Annotated in this window: 17 protein-coding genes; 11 read left to right on the top strand and 6 right to left on the bottom strand. The window is 58.4% G+C overall.

What is annotated here, in order from left to right; translation table 11 throughout:
* Positions 1-207: 207 nt before the first annotated feature.
* Positions 208-1,872 carry an energy-dependent translational throttle protein EttA gene (gene ettA / locus H8S56_RS20510; RefSeq protein ID WP_073168757.1) on the top strand — a complete coding sequence of 555 codons (1,665 nt, stop codon included), beginning with the start codon at positions 208-210 and terminating at the stop codon, positions 1,870-1,872.
* 250 nt (positions 1,873-2,122) lie between these two features.
* Here ettA and H8S56_RS20515 read toward each other — a convergent pair whose 3' ends face one another.
* From H8S56_RS20515 to H8S56_RS20530, 4 genes are all read right to left on the bottom strand, one after another.
* A complete protein-coding gene (locus tag H8S56_RS20515; protein ID WP_024685458.1) occupies positions 2,123-2,623 on the bottom strand; it encodes a GreA/GreB family elongation factor in 501 nt (166 codons plus the stop codon).
* 78 nt (positions 2,624-2,701) lie between these two features.
* Positions 2,702-3,055, bottom strand: a complete 354-nt coding sequence (locus tag H8S56_RS20520; protein WP_024685457.1) for a hypothetical protein — start codon at positions 3,053-3,055, stop codon at positions 2,702-2,704.
* Positions 3,056-3,419: 364 nt separating this feature from the next.
* Positions 3,420-5,273: an Lnb N-terminal periplasmic domain-containing protein gene (locus H8S56_RS20525; RefSeq protein WP_187519616.1), complete on the bottom strand. Its 1,854-nt coding sequence runs from the start codon at positions 5,271-5,273 to the stop codon at positions 3,420-3,422.
* 61 nt (positions 5,274-5,334) lie between these two features.
* A complete protein-coding gene (locus tag H8S56_RS20530; RefSeq protein WP_024685455.1) occupies positions 5,335-5,823 on the bottom strand; it encodes a DUF3015 domain-containing protein in 489 nt (162 codons plus the stop codon).
* Between the two features lie 290 nt (positions 5,824-6,113).
* Here H8S56_RS20530 and H8S56_RS20535 point away from each other — a divergent pair, with 290 nt between their 5' ends.
* From H8S56_RS20535 to H8S56_RS20555, 5 genes are all read left to right on the top strand, one after another.
* Positions 6,114-8,549: a Lon protease family protein gene (locus H8S56_RS20535; protein WP_024685454.1), complete on the top strand. Its 2,436-nt coding sequence runs from the start codon at positions 6,114-6,116 to the stop codon at positions 8,547-8,549.
* Positions 8,550-8,722: 173 nt separating this feature from the next.
* The gene (locus tag H8S56_RS20540) at positions 8,723-9,058 is read left to right on the top strand and encodes a PA4575 family protein (RefSeq protein WP_187519617.1); all 336 of its coding nucleotides are present in this window, start codon (positions 8,723-8,725) and stop codon (positions 9,056-9,058) included.
* A gap of 92 nt (positions 9,059-9,150) precedes the next feature.
* The gene (locus H8S56_RS20545; RefSeq protein ID WP_004884048.1) at positions 9,151-9,657 is read left to right on the top strand and encodes a TIGR00645 family protein; all 507 of its coding nucleotides are present in this window, start codon (positions 9,151-9,153) and stop codon (positions 9,655-9,657) included.
* Between the two features lie 145 nt (positions 9,658-9,802).
* The gene (locus H8S56_RS20550; RefSeq protein ID WP_024685452.1) at positions 9,803-10,111 is read left to right on the top strand and encodes a DUF6482 family protein; all 309 of its coding nucleotides are present in this window, start codon (positions 9,803-9,805) and stop codon (positions 10,109-10,111) included.
* Positions 10,112-10,263: 152 nt separating this feature from the next.
* Positions 10,264-10,881, top strand: a complete 618-nt coding sequence (locus H8S56_RS20555) for an FKBP-type peptidyl-prolyl cis-trans isomerase (protein ID WP_004884050.1) — start codon at positions 10,264-10,266, stop codon at positions 10,879-10,881.
* Positions 10,882-10,961: 80 nt separating this feature from the next.
* Here H8S56_RS20555 and H8S56_RS20560 read toward each other — a convergent pair whose 3' ends face one another.
* Positions 10,962-11,204 carry a PA4570 family protein gene (locus H8S56_RS20560; protein WP_024685451.1) on the bottom strand — a complete coding sequence of 81 codons (243 nt, stop codon included), beginning with the start codon at positions 11,202-11,204 and terminating at the stop codon, positions 10,962-10,964.
* A 370-nt stretch (positions 11,205-11,574) separates the two neighbouring features.
* A complete protein-coding gene (locus H8S56_RS20565) occupies positions 11,575-12,543 on the bottom strand; it encodes a polyprenyl synthetase family protein (RefSeq protein WP_024688939.1) in 969 nt (322 codons plus the stop codon).
* A gap of 240 nt (positions 12,544-12,783) precedes the next feature.
* Between H8S56_RS20565 and rplU the strand changes: the two genes are divergently transcribed.
* The 5 genes from rplU to H8S56_RS20590 all read left to right on the top strand — a co-directional run bounded on the left by rplU (position 12,784) and on the right by H8S56_RS20590 (position 16,552).
* Entirely contained in the window at positions 12,784-13,095 is a 312-nt protein-coding gene (rplU, locus tag H8S56_RS20570) for a 50S ribosomal protein L21 (RefSeq protein ID WP_002551971.1), read from the top strand.
* A 32-nt stretch (positions 13,096-13,127) separates the two neighbouring features.
* Complete coding sequence (gene rpmA / locus H8S56_RS20575; RefSeq protein ID WP_002551972.1) at positions 13,128-13,403, top strand: 50S ribosomal protein L27; 276 nt, start codon at positions 13,128-13,130, stop codon at positions 13,401-13,403.
* Positions 13,404-13,619: 216 nt separating this feature from the next.
* Positions 13,620-14,843 (top strand): Obg family GTPase CgtA, encoded by a 1,224-nt coding sequence (gene cgtA / locus H8S56_RS20580; RefSeq protein WP_004884053.1) that lies wholly within the window; start codon positions 13,620-13,622, stop codon positions 14,841-14,843.
* Positions 14,844-14,933: 90 nt separating this feature from the next.
* Positions 14,934-16,052 carry a glutamate 5-kinase gene (gene proB, locus H8S56_RS20585; RefSeq protein ID WP_187519635.1) on the top strand — a complete coding sequence of 373 codons (1,119 nt, stop codon included), beginning with the start codon at positions 14,934-14,936 and terminating at the stop codon, positions 16,050-16,052.
* Positions 16,053-16,081: 29 nt separating this feature from the next.
* On the top strand, positions 16,082-16,552 hold the full coding sequence (locus H8S56_RS20590) for a CreA family protein (protein ID WP_187519618.1): 471 nt from the start codon (positions 16,082-16,084) through the stop codon (positions 16,550-16,552).
* Positions 16,553-16,945 lie beyond the last annotated feature (393 nt).

Consider the following 16,945-nt stretch of genomic DNA (forward strand, 5'->3'; position numbering starts at 1 on the left):
ACTCCTGCATGAGTGACTCCACTGCTTGCAAACACTGATCCAGCTTTATAGTTGCCGTTACCCTCGAATCCGTTTCTGCTTGCGTTGATTCAAGGCCTGTAACGGCCAGGCGGCAAGTCTGAAAGACAAATAAAAGCTTTTTTCCGGCCGGAGCTTTAAGCTCGCGCACTTAATCGGTCCTTATCACAGACACCAGGTTTTCATTCCATGGCCCAATACGTCTTTACCATGCATCGGCTGAGCAAAGTTGTGCCGCCGAAGCGGGAAATCCTCAAAAACATCTCTCTGTCTTTCTTCCCCGGCGCCAAGATCGGCGTGCTGGGTCTCAACGGTTCGGGTAAGTCCACGCTGTTGAAAATCATGGCTGGCGTCGACACCGAATTCGATGGCGAAGCACGCCCGATGCCTGAACTGAACGTGGGTTATCTGCCGCAAGAGCCGCAACTTGACCCCACCAAAACCGTTCGTGAGGTGGTGGAAGAAGCGGTCAGCGTCATCAAGGACGCTCAGGCGCGTCTGGATCAGGTCTACGCCGAATACGCCGACCCTGATGCCGACTTCGACAAGCTGGCTGCCGAGCAGGCCAAGCTAGAAGCGATTCTGCAGGCCAGCGACGGCCACAACCTGGAGCGCCAGCTGGAAGTTGCCGCCGACGCGCTGCGTCTGCCCGCCTGGGATGCGCAGATTTCCGTGCTGTCGGGTGGCGAAAAGCGCCGCGTAGCGCTGTGCCGCCTGCTGCTGTCCGCACCGGACATGCTGTTGCTCGACGAACCGACCAACCACCTGGACGCCGATTCTGTCGCCTGGCTGGAGCATTTCCTGCACGACTTCCCGGGCACCGTGGTTGCGATCACGCACGACCGTTACTTCCTGGATAACGTTGCGGGCTGGATTCTGGAACTCGACCGCGGCGCGGGCATTCCTTACGAGGGCAACTATTCGGGCTGGCTTGAAGCCAAGTCCGATCGTCTGGCCCAGGAATCCAAGCAGCAGTCGGCCCATGAAAAGGCCATGAAAGACGAGCTGGAATGGGTTCGCAAGGGTGCCAAGGCGCGTCAGTCCAAGTCCAAGGCCCGTCTGCAACGCTTCGAAGAAATGCAATCGCAGGAATTCCAGAAGCGCAGCGAAACCAATGAAATCTACATTCCGGCCGGCCCGCGTCTGGGCGACAAGGTCATCGAGTTCAAGAACGTTTCCAAGGGCTATGGCGATCGCGTGTTGATCGACAACCTGTCGTTCTCCATGCCTAAAGGCGCCATCGTCGGCGTAATCGGCGGTAACGGTGCCGGTAAGTCGACCCTGTTCCGCATGCTGATGGGCAAGGAGCAGCCGGATTCGGGCAGCATCGAGATCGGTGAAACCGTGCAACTGGCCTGCGTTGACCAGAGCCGTGACGACCTGGATGGCAGCAAGTCGGTGTTCCAGGCGGTGTCGGATGGTTCGGACGTGATCCGCATCGGCAACTACGAAATTCCGTCGCGCACCTACGTGGGTCGCTTCAACTTCAAGGGCGGCGATCAGCAGAAGTTCGTCAAGGACCTGTCTGGTGGTGAGCGCGGTCGTCTGCACCTGGCTCTGACCCTGAAAGAGGGCGGCAACGTGCTGCTGCTCGACGAACCGTCCAACGACCTCGACGTTGAAACCCTGCGTTCACTGGAAGAAGCGCTGCTGGACTTCCCGGGCGCGGCCATTGTGATCTCCCACGATCGGTGGTTCCTTGACCGCGTCGCGACTCACATCCTGGCGTACGAAGACGACTCGCAAGCCGTATTCTTCGAAGGCAACTACACCGAATACGAAGCCGACCGTAAAAAGCGTCTGGGCGATGCTGCAGCCCAGCCGCACCGCGTACGTCACAAGAAACTGGCGTAATCCAGCGTTGTAACACTGCTGTACTGTGAGAGGCGGCATGCCGGCGATGGCGTCAGTTCAGTCGCTGACAGGGCGATGGATAAACCCCATCAATGGCAAGCCGCCTCTCATCAGCCAACGTGTAACCCATTGAAGAAACGATATTTTTTCTGTGGGAGCGGACTTGTCCGCGAAAGGGCTGGCACATCCGGCAAATATTCAGTGACTCAAGCACAGTATTCGCTGACAAACGGAACGCCGCCTGGTCAGCTCACCCCTTGTCTGTCTCGATCAGCACCACTTCGATCACCTGATCCCCGAGCGGTCGCTTCCACAGCACCTCATCGCCCAATTGCGCGCCCAGCAACGCGCGGCCAAGCGGCGAACCCCAGTTGATCAATCCATTGGCCGCATCGGCCTGATCTTCCCCGACCAATTGCACGCGCTGTCGTTGGTCGTCCTCATCGGCAAATGTCACCCAGCTGCCAATCTGCACTTTTTCGGTCGAAAGCGCGGGCGTGACGACTTGTGCGCTGTGAAGCCGCTGATTGAAGTAGCGCAGATCGCGTTCCAGGTCTGCCAGACGCTGCTTGTCGGTGTTGTCGCTCAGCGCCGTCTGTGCGCTGTGCTGAGCCTGAAGATCGCTCACCTGTCGTTGCAGCAGCACCAGGCCGTGAGCAGTGACGTAATTGGGCTGTTCGCTGACCAGTCGCTCCACCGGCTGACTGGCATCCGCAGCCGCATTGTCTTCGTTTACAAATGCGCGACTCATAAAGTGTCCTCCCTAATTGGGTTTGGGCCACTGTGCGAGGTGATTGGTTTCGTTGAAATACCGGATGCAACGTGTCAATCAGTTCGGGCGGTAGGCTTTTGCGGCGCTACGCGTCTTTTCCCGCTCCCAGTCGCGGTCCCGGTCATTGAATATCTGGCCAGGGTTCAGTCGGTCGCGACTGTCCTCGGACGCCTGGCACTGACGAAAGCCATCGCTCCAGCCTTGAGCGTAAAGCCGATCCTTCAGGTAACGGGGGACGTTTTTTCGGAACTGCCCGGAAAACGAGCCTGCCGCCGCCTTGCCACTGACGCATCCATCCTGATACCCGTCGGCGAAGCCTGGCGGGTACCCTTCGGCCAGCATCTGGTCACGGGCGGACTGACAACCTGCCAGCCCGATGGCCAGCGACAACAACACCCAATGCAGCTTCATGGCGACTTCCTCGACGTATGAGGTGAGTCTAGAAGCGAATATGTGAGTTATTTGTAAAAACGATGTAGGGAATAGGTAGTGTCGCTGTGCCAGCCGATGAACGATTCACGCTGAGTCGCTGGTTTCACGCATCCGCTGCAGTTTTTCACGACTTGCGCAGACACTCATCTGGCACCATCAGATCTTACTTGCAGCTTGAGATCAGCCAAATCGAGCGCTAGCGAGCTTTGCCGAGTTTACACAGACCGATGCCGGTCAATATTCCGCCAGTATCAACAGGGCGCAGGACCGTGAGATACCGTCGCTCAGACATCAAACTCAAGTGATGGTTACCGCGGGGCGTCATCATCGCCCACGGTATCAATCAATAGTGATACCACTTCACCTCAAGCATCACTTCGTTCTGTGGCGAACTCATCTGGCTGAATTCACGCTGGGCACTCAGGCGCAGGCCGACGTTTCGCGACAGTTCCCACTGCTGGTTGAGGCTGATGCTGCGGCGTACTTCGCCATTGGTGAAATAGTCGCCCTTGGCTTCGAGGCTCAGGTTGCCCAGCGGGTTGCGCCACAGCAGGCCGGTATTGAAGCCGGCGGCTGGCGAGATGAATTCCGAAAAGTCATTGTTGTGCTCGACGCGCACCGTGCCCAGCGCGAAGCCCAGTACCTCTTCACCCAATTGCCAGGTGCCGCCTGCGCCGCCGTTGACATGGCTGACCAGATTTTCATCGCCATGTTTACCCAGCACGCGCTCGAGGCCGCCGGTGACTTGCCATGACCACGGTTTCAGCAGTTCGGTACGTGGGGTCAGCGAGCGGATCGTCGCCAGATCAAGTTGCTGAACCTGCCAGTCGTTACCTTCGTATTGACGCACCTTGAGCTGCAGAATCTCGATCTGCGCGCCGAGCGGGAAGCCGTAGGCATTGTCGTTCAGGTCGTGGTACGCCATGCGCAGGCCGTACTCAGCGAAAGCCCGGTCGCTCCGTGTGCCCGCGCCCAATTGCCAGGTGCGTGACTGGTGCCCGTCTTCTGGCAGGCCGGGGCGCTGGATGTCCAGTTGCGGCGGCGGATTCTGGTTGATGGCCTGTAGCAGTTCGAAGCTGCGCTGCGAGCGCGCAGCGTCACGTTCCAGGCCGTTGGCGCGATAGCGCTCCAGTCGATAGGCCGCGTCCTGAATCAACGCACGACGCTCTTTGGGCTGCGCCAGATACTGGCTGTCTTTCAGCTGTTTCTGATCGGCGCTGACCTTCAGTACCCATTGCTGCTCATCGGCATCAAGCGGTTCGGCGCGGCTCAGCAGTTCGCGTTCGCGGGAAGGGCGGTAATCGATGCTTTCCACAAGACCCGCAGCCTTGATTGCCTTGACGGTATCGGTGGGAATGGCAGTCAGTCCGAACTGTTCAGTCAGGTGCAGCCCTGGCCGAGCGACCTGCAGCAGTTCAAGCAGACGATACGAGCAGTTTTCATCGAAGAAGAAATAGCTGAAGCGAATCTGTTTCAGCTCCCACACATGCTCGACCATGCGCCCGGTTTCCTCGGGTGTCAGGTTCAATCGGTATTCCCACAGATCCCGGTTCTCCAGGCTGCGGTATTCCGATAGCTTTTCCTGATAAGGCACCAGCGCGAACAGGCCCGGATAACCTCCCATCAGGCCCTTCCAGGCGTAAAGAATGCTGTTGTCCATGCCTTCGATGTAGGCACCGAAGTTGATCGCGTAGCTGAGCAATGTCGTGTTGTTGGCTTTTGCGCTGGCGGGGTCGATTCGCAGCAGCGTGTGGCCGAACATCGAAGAAGGGCTGTTGAGGTAGGCCGCCGGGAAGATCAGCACCGTGCTGTCCGGGGCCACGTCCTTGTACCAGGTCTTGAATTCCTTGCAGTCCAGCACCGGCAGGTCGGTCAGCTTCAACTGATCGCGCAGCCAGCGGGTTCTTGCAGGGTAAACGCACTGCGCGTGGGTCTGCTCGTGGGTGACAGGGGCATAAATGGCATCGAGCGTCGCGCTCAGCTCGGCCTTAGGGTCATGCGCGCCATCAGCCGCGAGAAAGAATTTGGGGTCGTCAACATAACTGCGCCAGCCGCCGAGCTTGCCTGCCTCGTAGTGGCCCAGTGAAATCCAGAATGGCTCGTTGGCCAGTTGCTGCAAACGGTCGGCAGCCACACGTGGGGCGGCAGACAAGGGGGCACACACAAACAGCGCCAGCAAGACAAGACGTTTGAGCATAGAGGGCAACTAGTCAGGGAGAAGAGTCCCGCCCCTCTGAAAGAAGGGCGGGCGAACGACTTTAAGCCTGGGTAGCGTACTTGGCCAGGGTTGGATCGTTTTTCAACACGTTGACGGTGTTGGTGTGAACGTCTTCGGCAGTGGCGTCAGCCTTGCTGAAGATTTGCGAGAAGTGCTCGTGGGTGACGGCGGCGAAACGTGCACGATCTTGCGGTGCAACGCCCAGCACGACCGCGTAGGTGGTCAGTGCTTCGCCTTGGCCCATGGCCATGTCCTTGGAAAGCTCATCCATCATGCCGTTCATGGCCAGCCAGGATTTGCCGCCATACGTCAGGGCGCTGTTGGTGGAGCAGCCGTTGGTGCCGGAGGTCATGCCGAATGTGGCGTTGCCCGAAGTACCGTTGGTGGTAGAAGCCAGGAAGTGAGCGGGAGTACCGCGTTGACCTTCAAACAGCATGTTGCCCCAACCGCAATCCGGGCCGCCTGGCGCTTGCGCCATGGCGTTGATGGAAACTGCAGCGAAGAGCGTTCCGAGAAGAATCCGTTTCATAGCTTTTTTCTCTATTTATGTTCAGCCAAGGGTCGAGTTTCTTTGGTGTCACACCACAGCGGACAGCCGTTTAACAACCACCCGCGCAGTTTTGAGCTTAGGTCGGTTCCAAGGGTTCCGTGAGTGATTGCAGAATATTGCGTAAAACAGCATTTTTTATTGCGGCTGAAATGCCGTTCATGGGGATGAAAATCATACAGTGGCCCTCTGGCGTGAACGCCTGCCTTGCAAGTCGTGTGCGGCGAGCGCCAGAATGCCGACATCTGCCCCGCCTGATGTAAGGAACACTGATGCCCGATTCTGTCGCAGCCAACCTACGCCTGGCGCCTCACGCGCTGACCCGTCCGTTTTCCGCTGAACAGTTCAGCTTTTCGACCACCAACGATCTGGAACCCTTTCGCGGTGTGCTCGGCCAGGAGCGAGCGGTAGAAGCCTTGCAGTTCGGGGTCGCGATGCCGCGTCCCGGTTACAACGTGTTTGTCATGGGTGAGCCCGGCACCGGCCGTTTCTCGTTCGTGAAGCGCTACCTCAAGGCCGAAGGCAAGCGGATGCACACGCCGTCGGACTGGGTCTACGTCAACAACTTCGACGAACCCCGCGAGCCCAAGGCACTGGAATTGCCGCCGGGTACTGCGCACGCTTTCATGGCTGACATTGGCGGTCTGATCGACAACCTGCTGGTGACGTTTCCGGCGGTGTTCGAGCATCCCTCGTATCAGCAAAAGAAGAGTTCGATTGATCGCGCGTTCAATCAGCGCTATGACCGCGCGCTGGACGTGATCGAGCGCTTGTCGCTGGAAAAGGACATTGCGCTGTACCGCGACAGCACCAACATTGCCTTCACCCCGATGGCCGACGGCAAGGCGCTGGACGAAGCCGAGTTCTCGCAACTGCCAGAAGCAGACCGCGAGCGTTTTCATGAAGACATTTCTGCCCTTGAAGAACGTCTGAATGAGGAACTGGCCAGCCTGCCGCAATGGAAGCGTGAGTCGAACAACCAGCTGCGTCAGCTCAACGAAGAAACCATTACCCTGACCCTTCAGCCTTTGCTGGCACCGCTGTCTGAAAAGTACGCCGAGAACGCCGCCGTCTGCGCTTACTTGCAGGCGATGCAGGTTTACCTGCTCAAGACGCTGGTCGAGCAACTGGTCGATGACAGCAAGACCGATGCCCAGGCGCGCAAGCTTCTGGAAGAGCAATACAGCCCGAGCCTGGTTGTGGGTAACACCCACGATGGCGGCGCGCCGGTGGTGTTCGAACCGCATCCGACCTACGACAACCTGTTTGGCCGTATCGAGTACAGCACTGATCAGGGCGCGCTCTACACGACCTACCGCCAGTTGCGCCCCGGCGCGTTGCACCGTGCCAACGGCGGCTTCCTGATTCTGGAAGCGGAAAAGATGCTCAGCGAGCCTTTCGTGTGGGATGCGCTCAAGCGCACCCTGCAATCGCGCAAGCTGAAAATGGAATCGCCGCTGGGTGAGCTTGGGCGCGTGGCAACGGTGACACTGACGCCGCAGGTCATCCCGTGGAACGTCAAGATCGTCATCATCGGCTCGCGTTCGCTGTACTACACGCTGCAGGACCTGGATCCGGACTTCCAGGAGATGTTCCGTGTGCTGGTCGACTTCGACGAAGAAATTCCGATGGTCGACGAAACCCTGGAGCAATTTGCCCAGTTGCTGAAAACCCGCACCTCGGAGGAGGGCATGGCGCCGTTGACCGCCGACGCTGTTGCGCGTCTGGCGACCTACAGTGCGCGTCTGGCCGAGCATCAGGGTCGTTTGTCGGCACGCATCGGCGACCTGTTTCAACTGGTCAGTGAGGCGGATTTCATTCGCCAACTGGCCAGCGACGACAAAACGGACGCCGGCCACATCGAGCGTGCATTGAAGGCCAAGGCTACGCGTACCGGACGTGTGTCGGCACGCATCCTCGATGACATGCTGGCAGGTGTCATTCTGATCGACACGGAAGGTGCAGCTGTCGGCAAGTGCAACGGCCTGACCGTGCTGGAAGTCGGTGATTCGGCCTTTGGCGTGCCGGCCCGTATCTCTGCGACGGTTTACCCTGGCGGCAGCGGGATCGTCGATATTGAGCGCGAGGTCAATCTCGGCCAGCCGATTCACTCCAAGGGCGTGATGATCCTGACCGGTTACCTGGGCAGCCGTTACGCGCAGGAATTCCCGCTGGCGATCTCGGCGAGCATCGCGCTCGAGCAGTCCTATGGTTATGTCGATGGTGACAGCGCTTCGCTTGGCGAGGTGTGTACGCTGATTTCGGCGCTGTCGCGCACGCCGCTCAAGCAGTGCTTCGCGATCACAGGTTCCATCAACCAGTTCGGTGAAGTGCAAGCCGTCGGTGGGGTCAACGAGAAAATCGAAGGTTTCTTCCGGCTGTGCGAGGCGCGTGGCCTGACCGGCGAGCAGGGTGCAATCATCCCCCACGCCAACGTGACGACCTTGATGCTCGACGAACGGGTCGTGCAGGCGGTTCGCGATGGTCAGTTCCACATCTACGCCGTGCGTCAGGCCGACGAGGCCTTGAGCCTGCTGGTGGGCGAGCCCGCTGGCGAGCCGGACGAGCACGGCGAGTTCCCCGAGGGCAGCGTCAATGCCCGGGTGGTGGAACGCTTGCGTGACATCGCCGAAATGCTCAGCGATGAAGACCTGAAGGAAGAGCTGGAGAAGGAACCTGCCCAGTTGCAGCCTGAACTCAAGGTGTAATGCGGTCATGACAGATATCGGGTGATCCTGGGGTCACCCGATGTCCGTTCATCAGTCCTGGTTTCACAGCCCGACTTTTCTTCTATTCTGTCAGTTGATCGTGGTGGCCAAATGGACTGGCGCATCTTCCTGCTGTAGAGGAGGGTGATACCGCTGCTGACAAGGAGCTCGCCATGCCGCGTAGCCTCTGCCTCATCCGGGAATGCCTCGGGTTAATGACCCGTGTCGAATGCGTCATCCGGCCTGTACCGGGTGAAGAGAGTCTGTGGATGCTGCTGTTTGCTGCCGGAATGTCAGGCGAGCAACCCTCTGCCATCCGCTCTCAAGGGCCGTTCAGTGATACGGCTCAGGCTCAGTCCATGCTGGACAGCATCGCTGAAAACCTCGTGCTCAGCGGTTATCAGGCCACCGACCATATGCCGATCTGGGCGTTGCACATGCAGGCCGAGTTGCGTCGTATCAACAGCGGCAGATCCAGTGTTCAGCGGTCTTCCCCGTTTCAGGTCTGACGCAGGTTCTCTGCGATATTTTGTCGCATCTCTAGAGCCGCTCGTTCCCGCTGATATACTCGCGCGTCTTTTCAAAACACTTGCGAGTACCAATGGAACGTTTCTTCGAAAATGCCATGTATGCATCGCGCTGGTTGCTGGCACCGATCTATTTCGGTTTGTCCCTTGGGTTGCTGGCGCTGTGCCTGAAATTCTTTCAGGAAATCTTTCACGTCCTCCCCAATATCTTCAGTCTGGCCGAAGCCGATCTGATCCTGGTGCTGCTGTCGTTGATCGACATGGCGCTGGTGGGCGGTCTGTTGGTCATGGTCATGATCTCTGGCTACGAGAACTTCGTCTCGCAACTGGACATCGACGAGGACAAGGAAAAGCTCAACTGGCTGGGCACCATGGATTCCTCGTCGCTGAAGATGAAAGTCGCAGCGTCCATCGTGGCGATTTCGTCCATCCACCTGCTGCGCGTATTCATGGACGCCACTAACATCAAGACCGAATACCTGATGTGGTACGTGATCATCCACATGACCTTCGTGATCTCGGCGTTCGCGATGGGCTATCTGGACAAGCTGACCAAACTGGACAAGATGACCAAGCAGTAAACCCGTCGCTGCTTCAGGCTCACATCCGCCTGCCCCGCGCTTGAAACGAGCGAGAGGCAGGCGGTTTCGTTTCTGGATTGTTGTTGCGGCGTGCTGTAAAAAGTCCGCTGTGATGCTTTCAGCAAACGACGAAAGAGGCTCGATCATGAATTATCAGGAATTTACCGATCATGCCCAGGCGGGTCGGATCAATGAGCTGAATCTGATCTCTATCGAAGGCGGCATCTACCTGCTGGAGGTACTGATGGACGGCAGCTCCGGGATGCTCAAGGATCAGGCTGGCAAAACCCTGCATCTGCGCTCGGTCGAGCACGCGCGGGACCTGCTCAAGAATCTGCCGGTGGTGCCGTTCTATCTGGTCCACTGCGTGGTGCATGACGAGCTGTGCGGCATGCCGGTCAATGACCGCTCCGAGATGCGTCTGCCGATCTCCTTTCACTCGTCCTGGTCCTGACCCTGACGCGCGCTTCGCCGCTGCGGTAGGGGCTGTCAGGTCAATTGTGCTAGTCTGCTCGCCCTTTTGGTTCGGGGTGCAACTGAGCGTGTCGTGATTGCCACACAGGTTTTCGTGTCCGCCCACAGCGCGCCCCTTTGCGGAGCAGTGTCATGTCCGAAGTCAATCTGTCCACCGACGAAACCCGCGTCAGCTACGGCATTGGCCGTCAGTTGGGCGACCAACTGCGCGACAATCCACCACCGGGCGTCAACCTGGACGCCATCCTGGCGGGACTGACCGACGCGTTCAACGGTCTGCCGAGCCGCGTGGGTCAGGAAGAAATGTCCGCCAGCTTCAAGGTCATCCGTGAAATCATGCAGGCCGAAGCGGCCGCCAAGGCTGAGAAAGCTGCTGGTGCCGGTCTGGCTTACCTGGCTGAAAATGCCAAGCGTGAAGGCGTGACCACACTGGCCTCCGGTCTGCAGTTCGAAGTGCTGACTGCGGGTACGGGTCCAAAGCCGACGCGTGAAGATCAGGTTCGCACTCATTACCACGGCACGCTGATCGACGGCACCGTCTTCGACAGCTCATATGATCGTGGTGAGCCGGCTGAATTCCCGGTCGGCGGCGTGATCGCTGGCTGGACCGAGGCGCTGCAACTGATGAATACCGGCAGCAAATGGCGTCTGTATGTGCCGAGCGAACTGGCTTACGGCGCGCAAGGCGTTGGCAGCATCGCACCGCACAGCGTGCTGGTGTTCGATGTGGAGCTGCTGGCCGTTCTGTAAGGTTTTCAGGCGGTACGCAAGGCTGCTGAACGAGTCTTCCCGATTCGTTCAGCAAGGGGAGTTGTGCTGATGCTTCATGCTCAGTGCAACTCGCCCATCGGGCGCAACGCCCGCGCATAGCAAAACAGAAACAGATTGCGCACCAGTTCCTTGAGCACCACCGGCTCGCTGGAGCTCAGGCTGTGCACATCCAGATCGCCCTGATCGCGCAACTCCTCCAGCGCTTCCTCCTCAAGTACGGCACACACCTCCCCGGTTTCTCGATGAAGAATTCTCAGGTAAGGGTGGGGCCGGTCCAGCCATGCATCGATCAAATAAGTCATGTTCCATCTCCTGTATCGGTTTGATGAGAATAATTCGTATTGGGATAATAGCAAGGCTCTATTGAGATTAATTCTCATTTTGCGCCGAGTGGTTGATTTGGGTCAGTGAATTCGGATGATGATCGGCGCAAGTGTGGAAGGCATGCAAAACGCGGCAATAGCGAAAGTGCCTGACTGAATTCGGCGGCTTGCCGGCGATGGCGTCAGTTCAGTCACCGATAGGTCGCTCCAGAAAAAACATCGCCGGCAAGCCGCCTCCCACCGTCCATTGGTTGCAGCAAGACTTGTGTGGAGCGATGAGCGTGAGGAACGATCAGTGCAACAAAAAGCCCGTCACAAGGACGGGCTTTTTCGTGTTGCCTGAAAGTGATCAGTGGGTACGCGCTACGGCGAACTCACTCAGTTCGATCAGTGCGTCGCGGTACTCGCTGGGCGGCAGGGCGTCCAGGCAGGCAATGGCTTTGGCGGCGTAATCACGGGCCATTTGTGCGGTGTAATCCAGCGCTCCGGCGCTTTCGACAGCGTTACGGATGCTTTCCAGATCTTCCAGGCCGCCTTTCTGAATGGCCTGACGAACCAGCGCTGCCTGCTCGGGGGTGCCCTCGCGCATGGTGTAGATCAGCGGCAGCGTAGGCTTGCCCTCGGCGAGGTCGTCACCGACATTCTTGCCCAGTGTCTCGGCATCGCCACGGTAGTCCAGCAGGTCGTCGACCAACTGGAACGCCACGCCAAGGTGATCGCCGAACGTACGCAGCGCTTCGCTCTGCTCCGGGGAGGCGTTGCACAGGGCTGCGGCGCTATGGGTCGAGGCTTCGAACAGCATGGCTGTCTTGCCGCGAATCACTTCCATATAGGTTTCTTCGGTGGTGCTGGCGTCGCGAACCTTGGACAACTGCAGCACTTCGCCTTCAGCGATGACGCGAGTGGCCTTGGACAGGATTTTCATCACGTCCATCGAGCCGAGTTCGACCATCATCTCGAACGAGCGCGAGTACAGAAAGTCGCCCACCAGCACGCTGGGTGCATTGCCCCACAGCGCGTTGGCAGTCGAGCGGCCGCGACGCATGCCGGACATGTCGACGACATCGTCGTGCAGCAGGGTGGCGGTGTGCAGGAATTCGATGGTGGCGGCCAGCAGACGCACGTCGTCGCCCTCACGGCCCAACGCCTTGCCACACAGCAACACCAGCAGGGGACGCAGACGTTTGCCGCCAGCGGACGTGATGTAGTCGCCGATTTTCGAGACCAGCGGTACGCGTGACGTCAGTTGCTTTTTGATGATAACGTCAACGGCACTAAAGTCGTCCGCCACCGCGCGGTAGAAGGCTTGGGGTTGCATCAGCGACACGTGCTCCGGATAGGTTGCGCCGCATGCTAGGTCGCGGGGTAGAGCGTGTCAAGGTATGACGAGCGGCCTCTTGCAACCCATGATCGGCTTGCGTACAATCGCGCACCCTAACTTTCCTGGGCAGCACCTGCCTTACGCAATTGCAAACGGGCCGTTCCAGCCCTATGCAGCCATGCCAGCCGATACTCTTCTTATAAAGAGCTGGGTGAGCAGGATTTTCGGAGAAATACCATGTACGCAGTAATTGTTACCGGTGGCAAGCAGTACAAAGTCGCCCCAGGTGAATACCTGAAAATTGAAAAGCTGGAAATCGCTACTGGCGAATCCGTCACTTTCGACCGCGTTCTGCTGGTCGGTAATGGCGACGACGTCAATATCGGTGCTCCGGTTGTTGCTGGCGCTACTGTCGTGGCAGAAGTGGTTTCGCAAGGTCGTCACGATAAGGTTCGCATCATCAAGTTCCGTCGTCGTAAGCACCACATGAAGCGCATGGGCCACCGCCAGTGGTACACCGAGATCAAAATCACAGGTATTCAGGCTTAATTCAGCCTAATCCTCATTTGGAGAATTGACTCATGGCACACAAAAAAGCTGGTGGTAGTACCCGTAACGGGCGCGACTCAGAAGCCAAACGCCTTGGCGTGAAGATGTATGGCGGCCAGGCTATCATTCCGGGCAACATCATCGTGCGTCAGCGCGGCACCCAATTCCACGCTGGCTACGGCGTTGGCATGGGTAAAGATCACACCCTGTTCGCGAAAGTGGAAGGCGTGATCAAGTTTCAAGTCAAGGGCGCCTTCGGTCGCCGCTACGTGAGCATCGTTCCGAAGACTGAAGTCTCCGCAGCGTAATCACGCAGTAGCTTAAAAGCCCTGTCTTGCGACGGGGCTTTTTCGTTTGTAGAGGTAGAGAGTCAGGTGAGTCTCTTGCAAAACTGTTTGTGCGGGCTGTTGTGATGTTGACCCTTGGGGTCGCTGGTTTCTGATCGGTATCGCAACGCTCATTTTTGCAAGAGTCTTATGTAATTTATGTGGTTCTGCTCGTCCCTGTGGCGGGAGGCGTGCGTTATGAAATTTGTAGATGAAGTATCCATTCGAGTAAAGGCTGGTGACGGCGGCAACGGTTGCATGAGCTTCCGTCGCGAAAAATTCATCGAGAACGGTGGCCCTAACGGTGGCGACGGTGGTGATGGTGGTTCGGTCTACATGATGGCCGATGTCAACCTGAACACGCTGGTCGACTACCGCTACACGCGTCACTTCGATGCCGAGCGCGGTTCCAACGGTGGCAGCACCGATTGCACGGGGCGCAAGGGTGAGGAGCTGGTGCTGCGCGTACCGGTCGGCACCACCATCATCGACGCCACCACTCAGGAAATCATCGGTGACCTGACCAAAGACGGTCAGCGCATCATGGTTGCCCAGGGCGGCTGGCACGGTCTGGGTAACACGCGTTTCAAGTCCAGTACCAACCGTGCTCCACGTCAGACTACGCCGGGCAAGCCTGGCGATCAGCGTGATCTCAAGCTGGAATTGAAAGTGCTGGCTGACGTCGGTCTGCTGGGTCTGCCGAACGCAGGCAAAAGTACCTTCATTCGCTCGGTGTCCGCTGCCAAGCCGAAAGTGGCCGACTATCCGTTCACCACGCTGGTGCCGAACCTGGGTGTGGTCAGTGTCGATCGCTGGAAGAGCTTCGTCGTTGCCGACATTCCAGGGTTGATCGAAGGTGCATCCGATGGCGCTGGCCTGGGGATTCGTTTCCTCAAGCATTTGGCGCGTACGCGTCTGCTGCTGCACCTCGTCGACATGGCTCCACTGGATGAAACCAGTGCCGCTGATTCGGCTGAAATCATCGTCAACGAACTGGTCAAGTTCAGTCCGTCCCTGGCAGATCGTGATCGCTGGCTGGTGCTGAACAAGTGCGATCAGTTGCTTGAAGAAGAGCACGAAGCCCGCAAGCAAGAAATCGTTGATCGTCTGGAGTGGACCGGTCCGGTCTACGTGATCTCGGCCATCGCCAAAGAAGGCACTGAGCAACTGACGCGCGACATCATGCGTTATCTCGAAGAGCGCAGCCTGCGCATCGCCGAGGAGCCTGGTTACGCCGAAGAGCTGGCCGAGCTGGATCAGCGCATCGAAGATGAGGCGCGTGCGCAGCTGCAGGCGCTGGATGATCAGCGCGCACTGCGTCGCAGTGGTGTGAAGAGCGTGCATGACATCGGCGATGATGACTGGGATGAAGAAGATGTGGACGATGAAGATGGTCCGGAAATCATTTACGTCCGTGACTGATCGCTTGAAGTAAACTTGAACGCCGCTACGTTTGTTAGCGGCGTTTTTGTATCCCGAATTTGAAAACTCTCTGGCTAAGGTTGGAAGATGATGCGCAGCAAAGTGACGAGTGCCCAGCGCTGGGTTGTGAAGATTGGCAGTGCTTTGCTGACGGCGGATGGCAAGGGGCTGGATCGCACGGCGATGGGTGTGTGGGTTGAGCAGATGGTGGCGCTGCATGAGGCGGGCGTCGAGCTGGTGCTGGTTTCTTCCGGGGCGGTGGCTGCCGGGATGAGTCGCCTTGGCTGGACCGTTCGACCCAGTGCGATGCACGAGCTGCAGGCGGCTGCTGCGATTGGTCAGATGGGCTTGGTCCAGGCGTGGGAGTCGAGCTTTGCCGAGCATGACCGGCACACTGCGCAGATTCTGCTGACCCATGATGACCTGTCGGATCGCAAGCGCTACCTGAACGCCCGAAGCACGCTGCGCACCCTGGTCGAGCTGGGCGTCGTGCCAGTTATCAACGAAAACGATACGGTGGTCACTGATGAGATCCGTTTCGGTGATAACGATACGCTCGCGGCGCTGGTTGCCAATCTGGTCGAGGCGGATCTGCTGGTGATCCTCACGGATCGCGACGGTATGTTCGATGCTGATCCGCGCAACAATCCTGACGCACAACTGATTTACGAAGCGCGTGCCGATGATCCTGCGCTGGATGCCGTTGCGGGCGGCACCGGTGGTGCGCTGGGGCGTGGCGGAATGCAGACCAAGCTGCGCGCTGCGCGCCTGGCGGCCCGTTCCGGGGCGCACACCGTGATCGTCGGTGGTCGCATCGAGCGTGTCCTGGCGCGGCTCAAGAGCGGTGAGCGACTGGGTACATTGCTGTCGCCTGAGCGCGGCATGCTGGCGGCGCGCAAGCAGTGGCTGGCAGGGCATCTGCAGACGCGTGGCACCCTGGTGCTGGACGATGGCGCAGTCTCGGCGCTTGCTCGCGATCACAAGAGCTTGCTGCCGGTCGGCGTCAAGTTGGTGCAGGGCAGCTTTCGACGTGGCGAGATGGTGGTGTGTGTGGCGCAGGATGGCCGGGAAATCGCTCGTGGCTTGAGCAATTACAGTGCGGTCGAGTCGCAAAAGATCATCGGTCAGTCATCTGAGGCTATTGTTAAGGCGTTGGGGTATATGGCTGAGCCGGAATTGATTCATCGCGACAATCTGATTCTCGTCTGATTCAGGTCACTCTCAGGAAGGAAGGCTCGATGCGCGTCATGAAAAGTGTTTTGGCTGCTCTGTTGTTCGTGCCTGTGCTGGTTTCGGCAGAGGAGATCGGTCAGGTTTCGACAGTATTCAAAATGGTCGGGCCTAACGATCGTATCGTGGTCGAAGCGTTCGATGATCCGAAAGTTGACGGTGTGACCTGTTATCTGTCGCGAGCCAAGACGGGTGGAATCAAAGGTGGTCTGGGGTTGGCTGAGGATCGGGCGGAAGCATCGATTGCCTGTCGTCAGGTGGGGCCGATCCACTTCAAGGAAAGCCTCAAGGATGGTGATGAGGTGTTCAAGGAGCGTACCTCGCTGGTGTTCAAGACCATGCAGGTGGTGCGTTTCTTCGACAAGAAGCGCAATTCGCTGGTGTATCTGGTCTATAGCGACCGTATCATCGAAGGTAGTCCACAGAATGCGGTAACGGCCATCCCGATCCTGCCATGGTCGCCCGCGCCCGCACCTTGATCCTCCTCGGCGTGGGGTGCGCCTGCCATGTCAAGGCATGGTGGCGGCGCTCTGCGTCGGCTATCCGCAGCCCTTTGCAATAGAGGGTGCATCACGGGTACGGCTTATGCTTTTGGCAAGGCGCCACTGCCACTGCTGGTGCCAGACCCGTCAGGCTGCACTTTTTCGTCGCTCGCCTCAAAAAAAGCGCCAGCGTGCATTGAGTCTTGCTGCCAGCCAGCCCTGTCCCTTGCCCGGAAGCTTGTACGGGCCGCTTAATCGCGTCGTTTGGTAAGTGGCATCAGGCTTGCTGCCGCTGATCGAAAAAACGCCCCACCTGTTATTTCTGACAGTAGACGGTTGGATGAGCGAAGTGGCTTGATGTAGCGATTGCCTAATAGTCGACTGTCGTTC

The sequence above is a fragment of the Pseudomonas triticifolii genome (assembly GCF_014358015.1).
Lineage (GTDB): Bacteria > Pseudomonadota > Gammaproteobacteria > Pseudomonadales > Pseudomonadaceae > Aquipseudomonas > Aquipseudomonas triticifolii.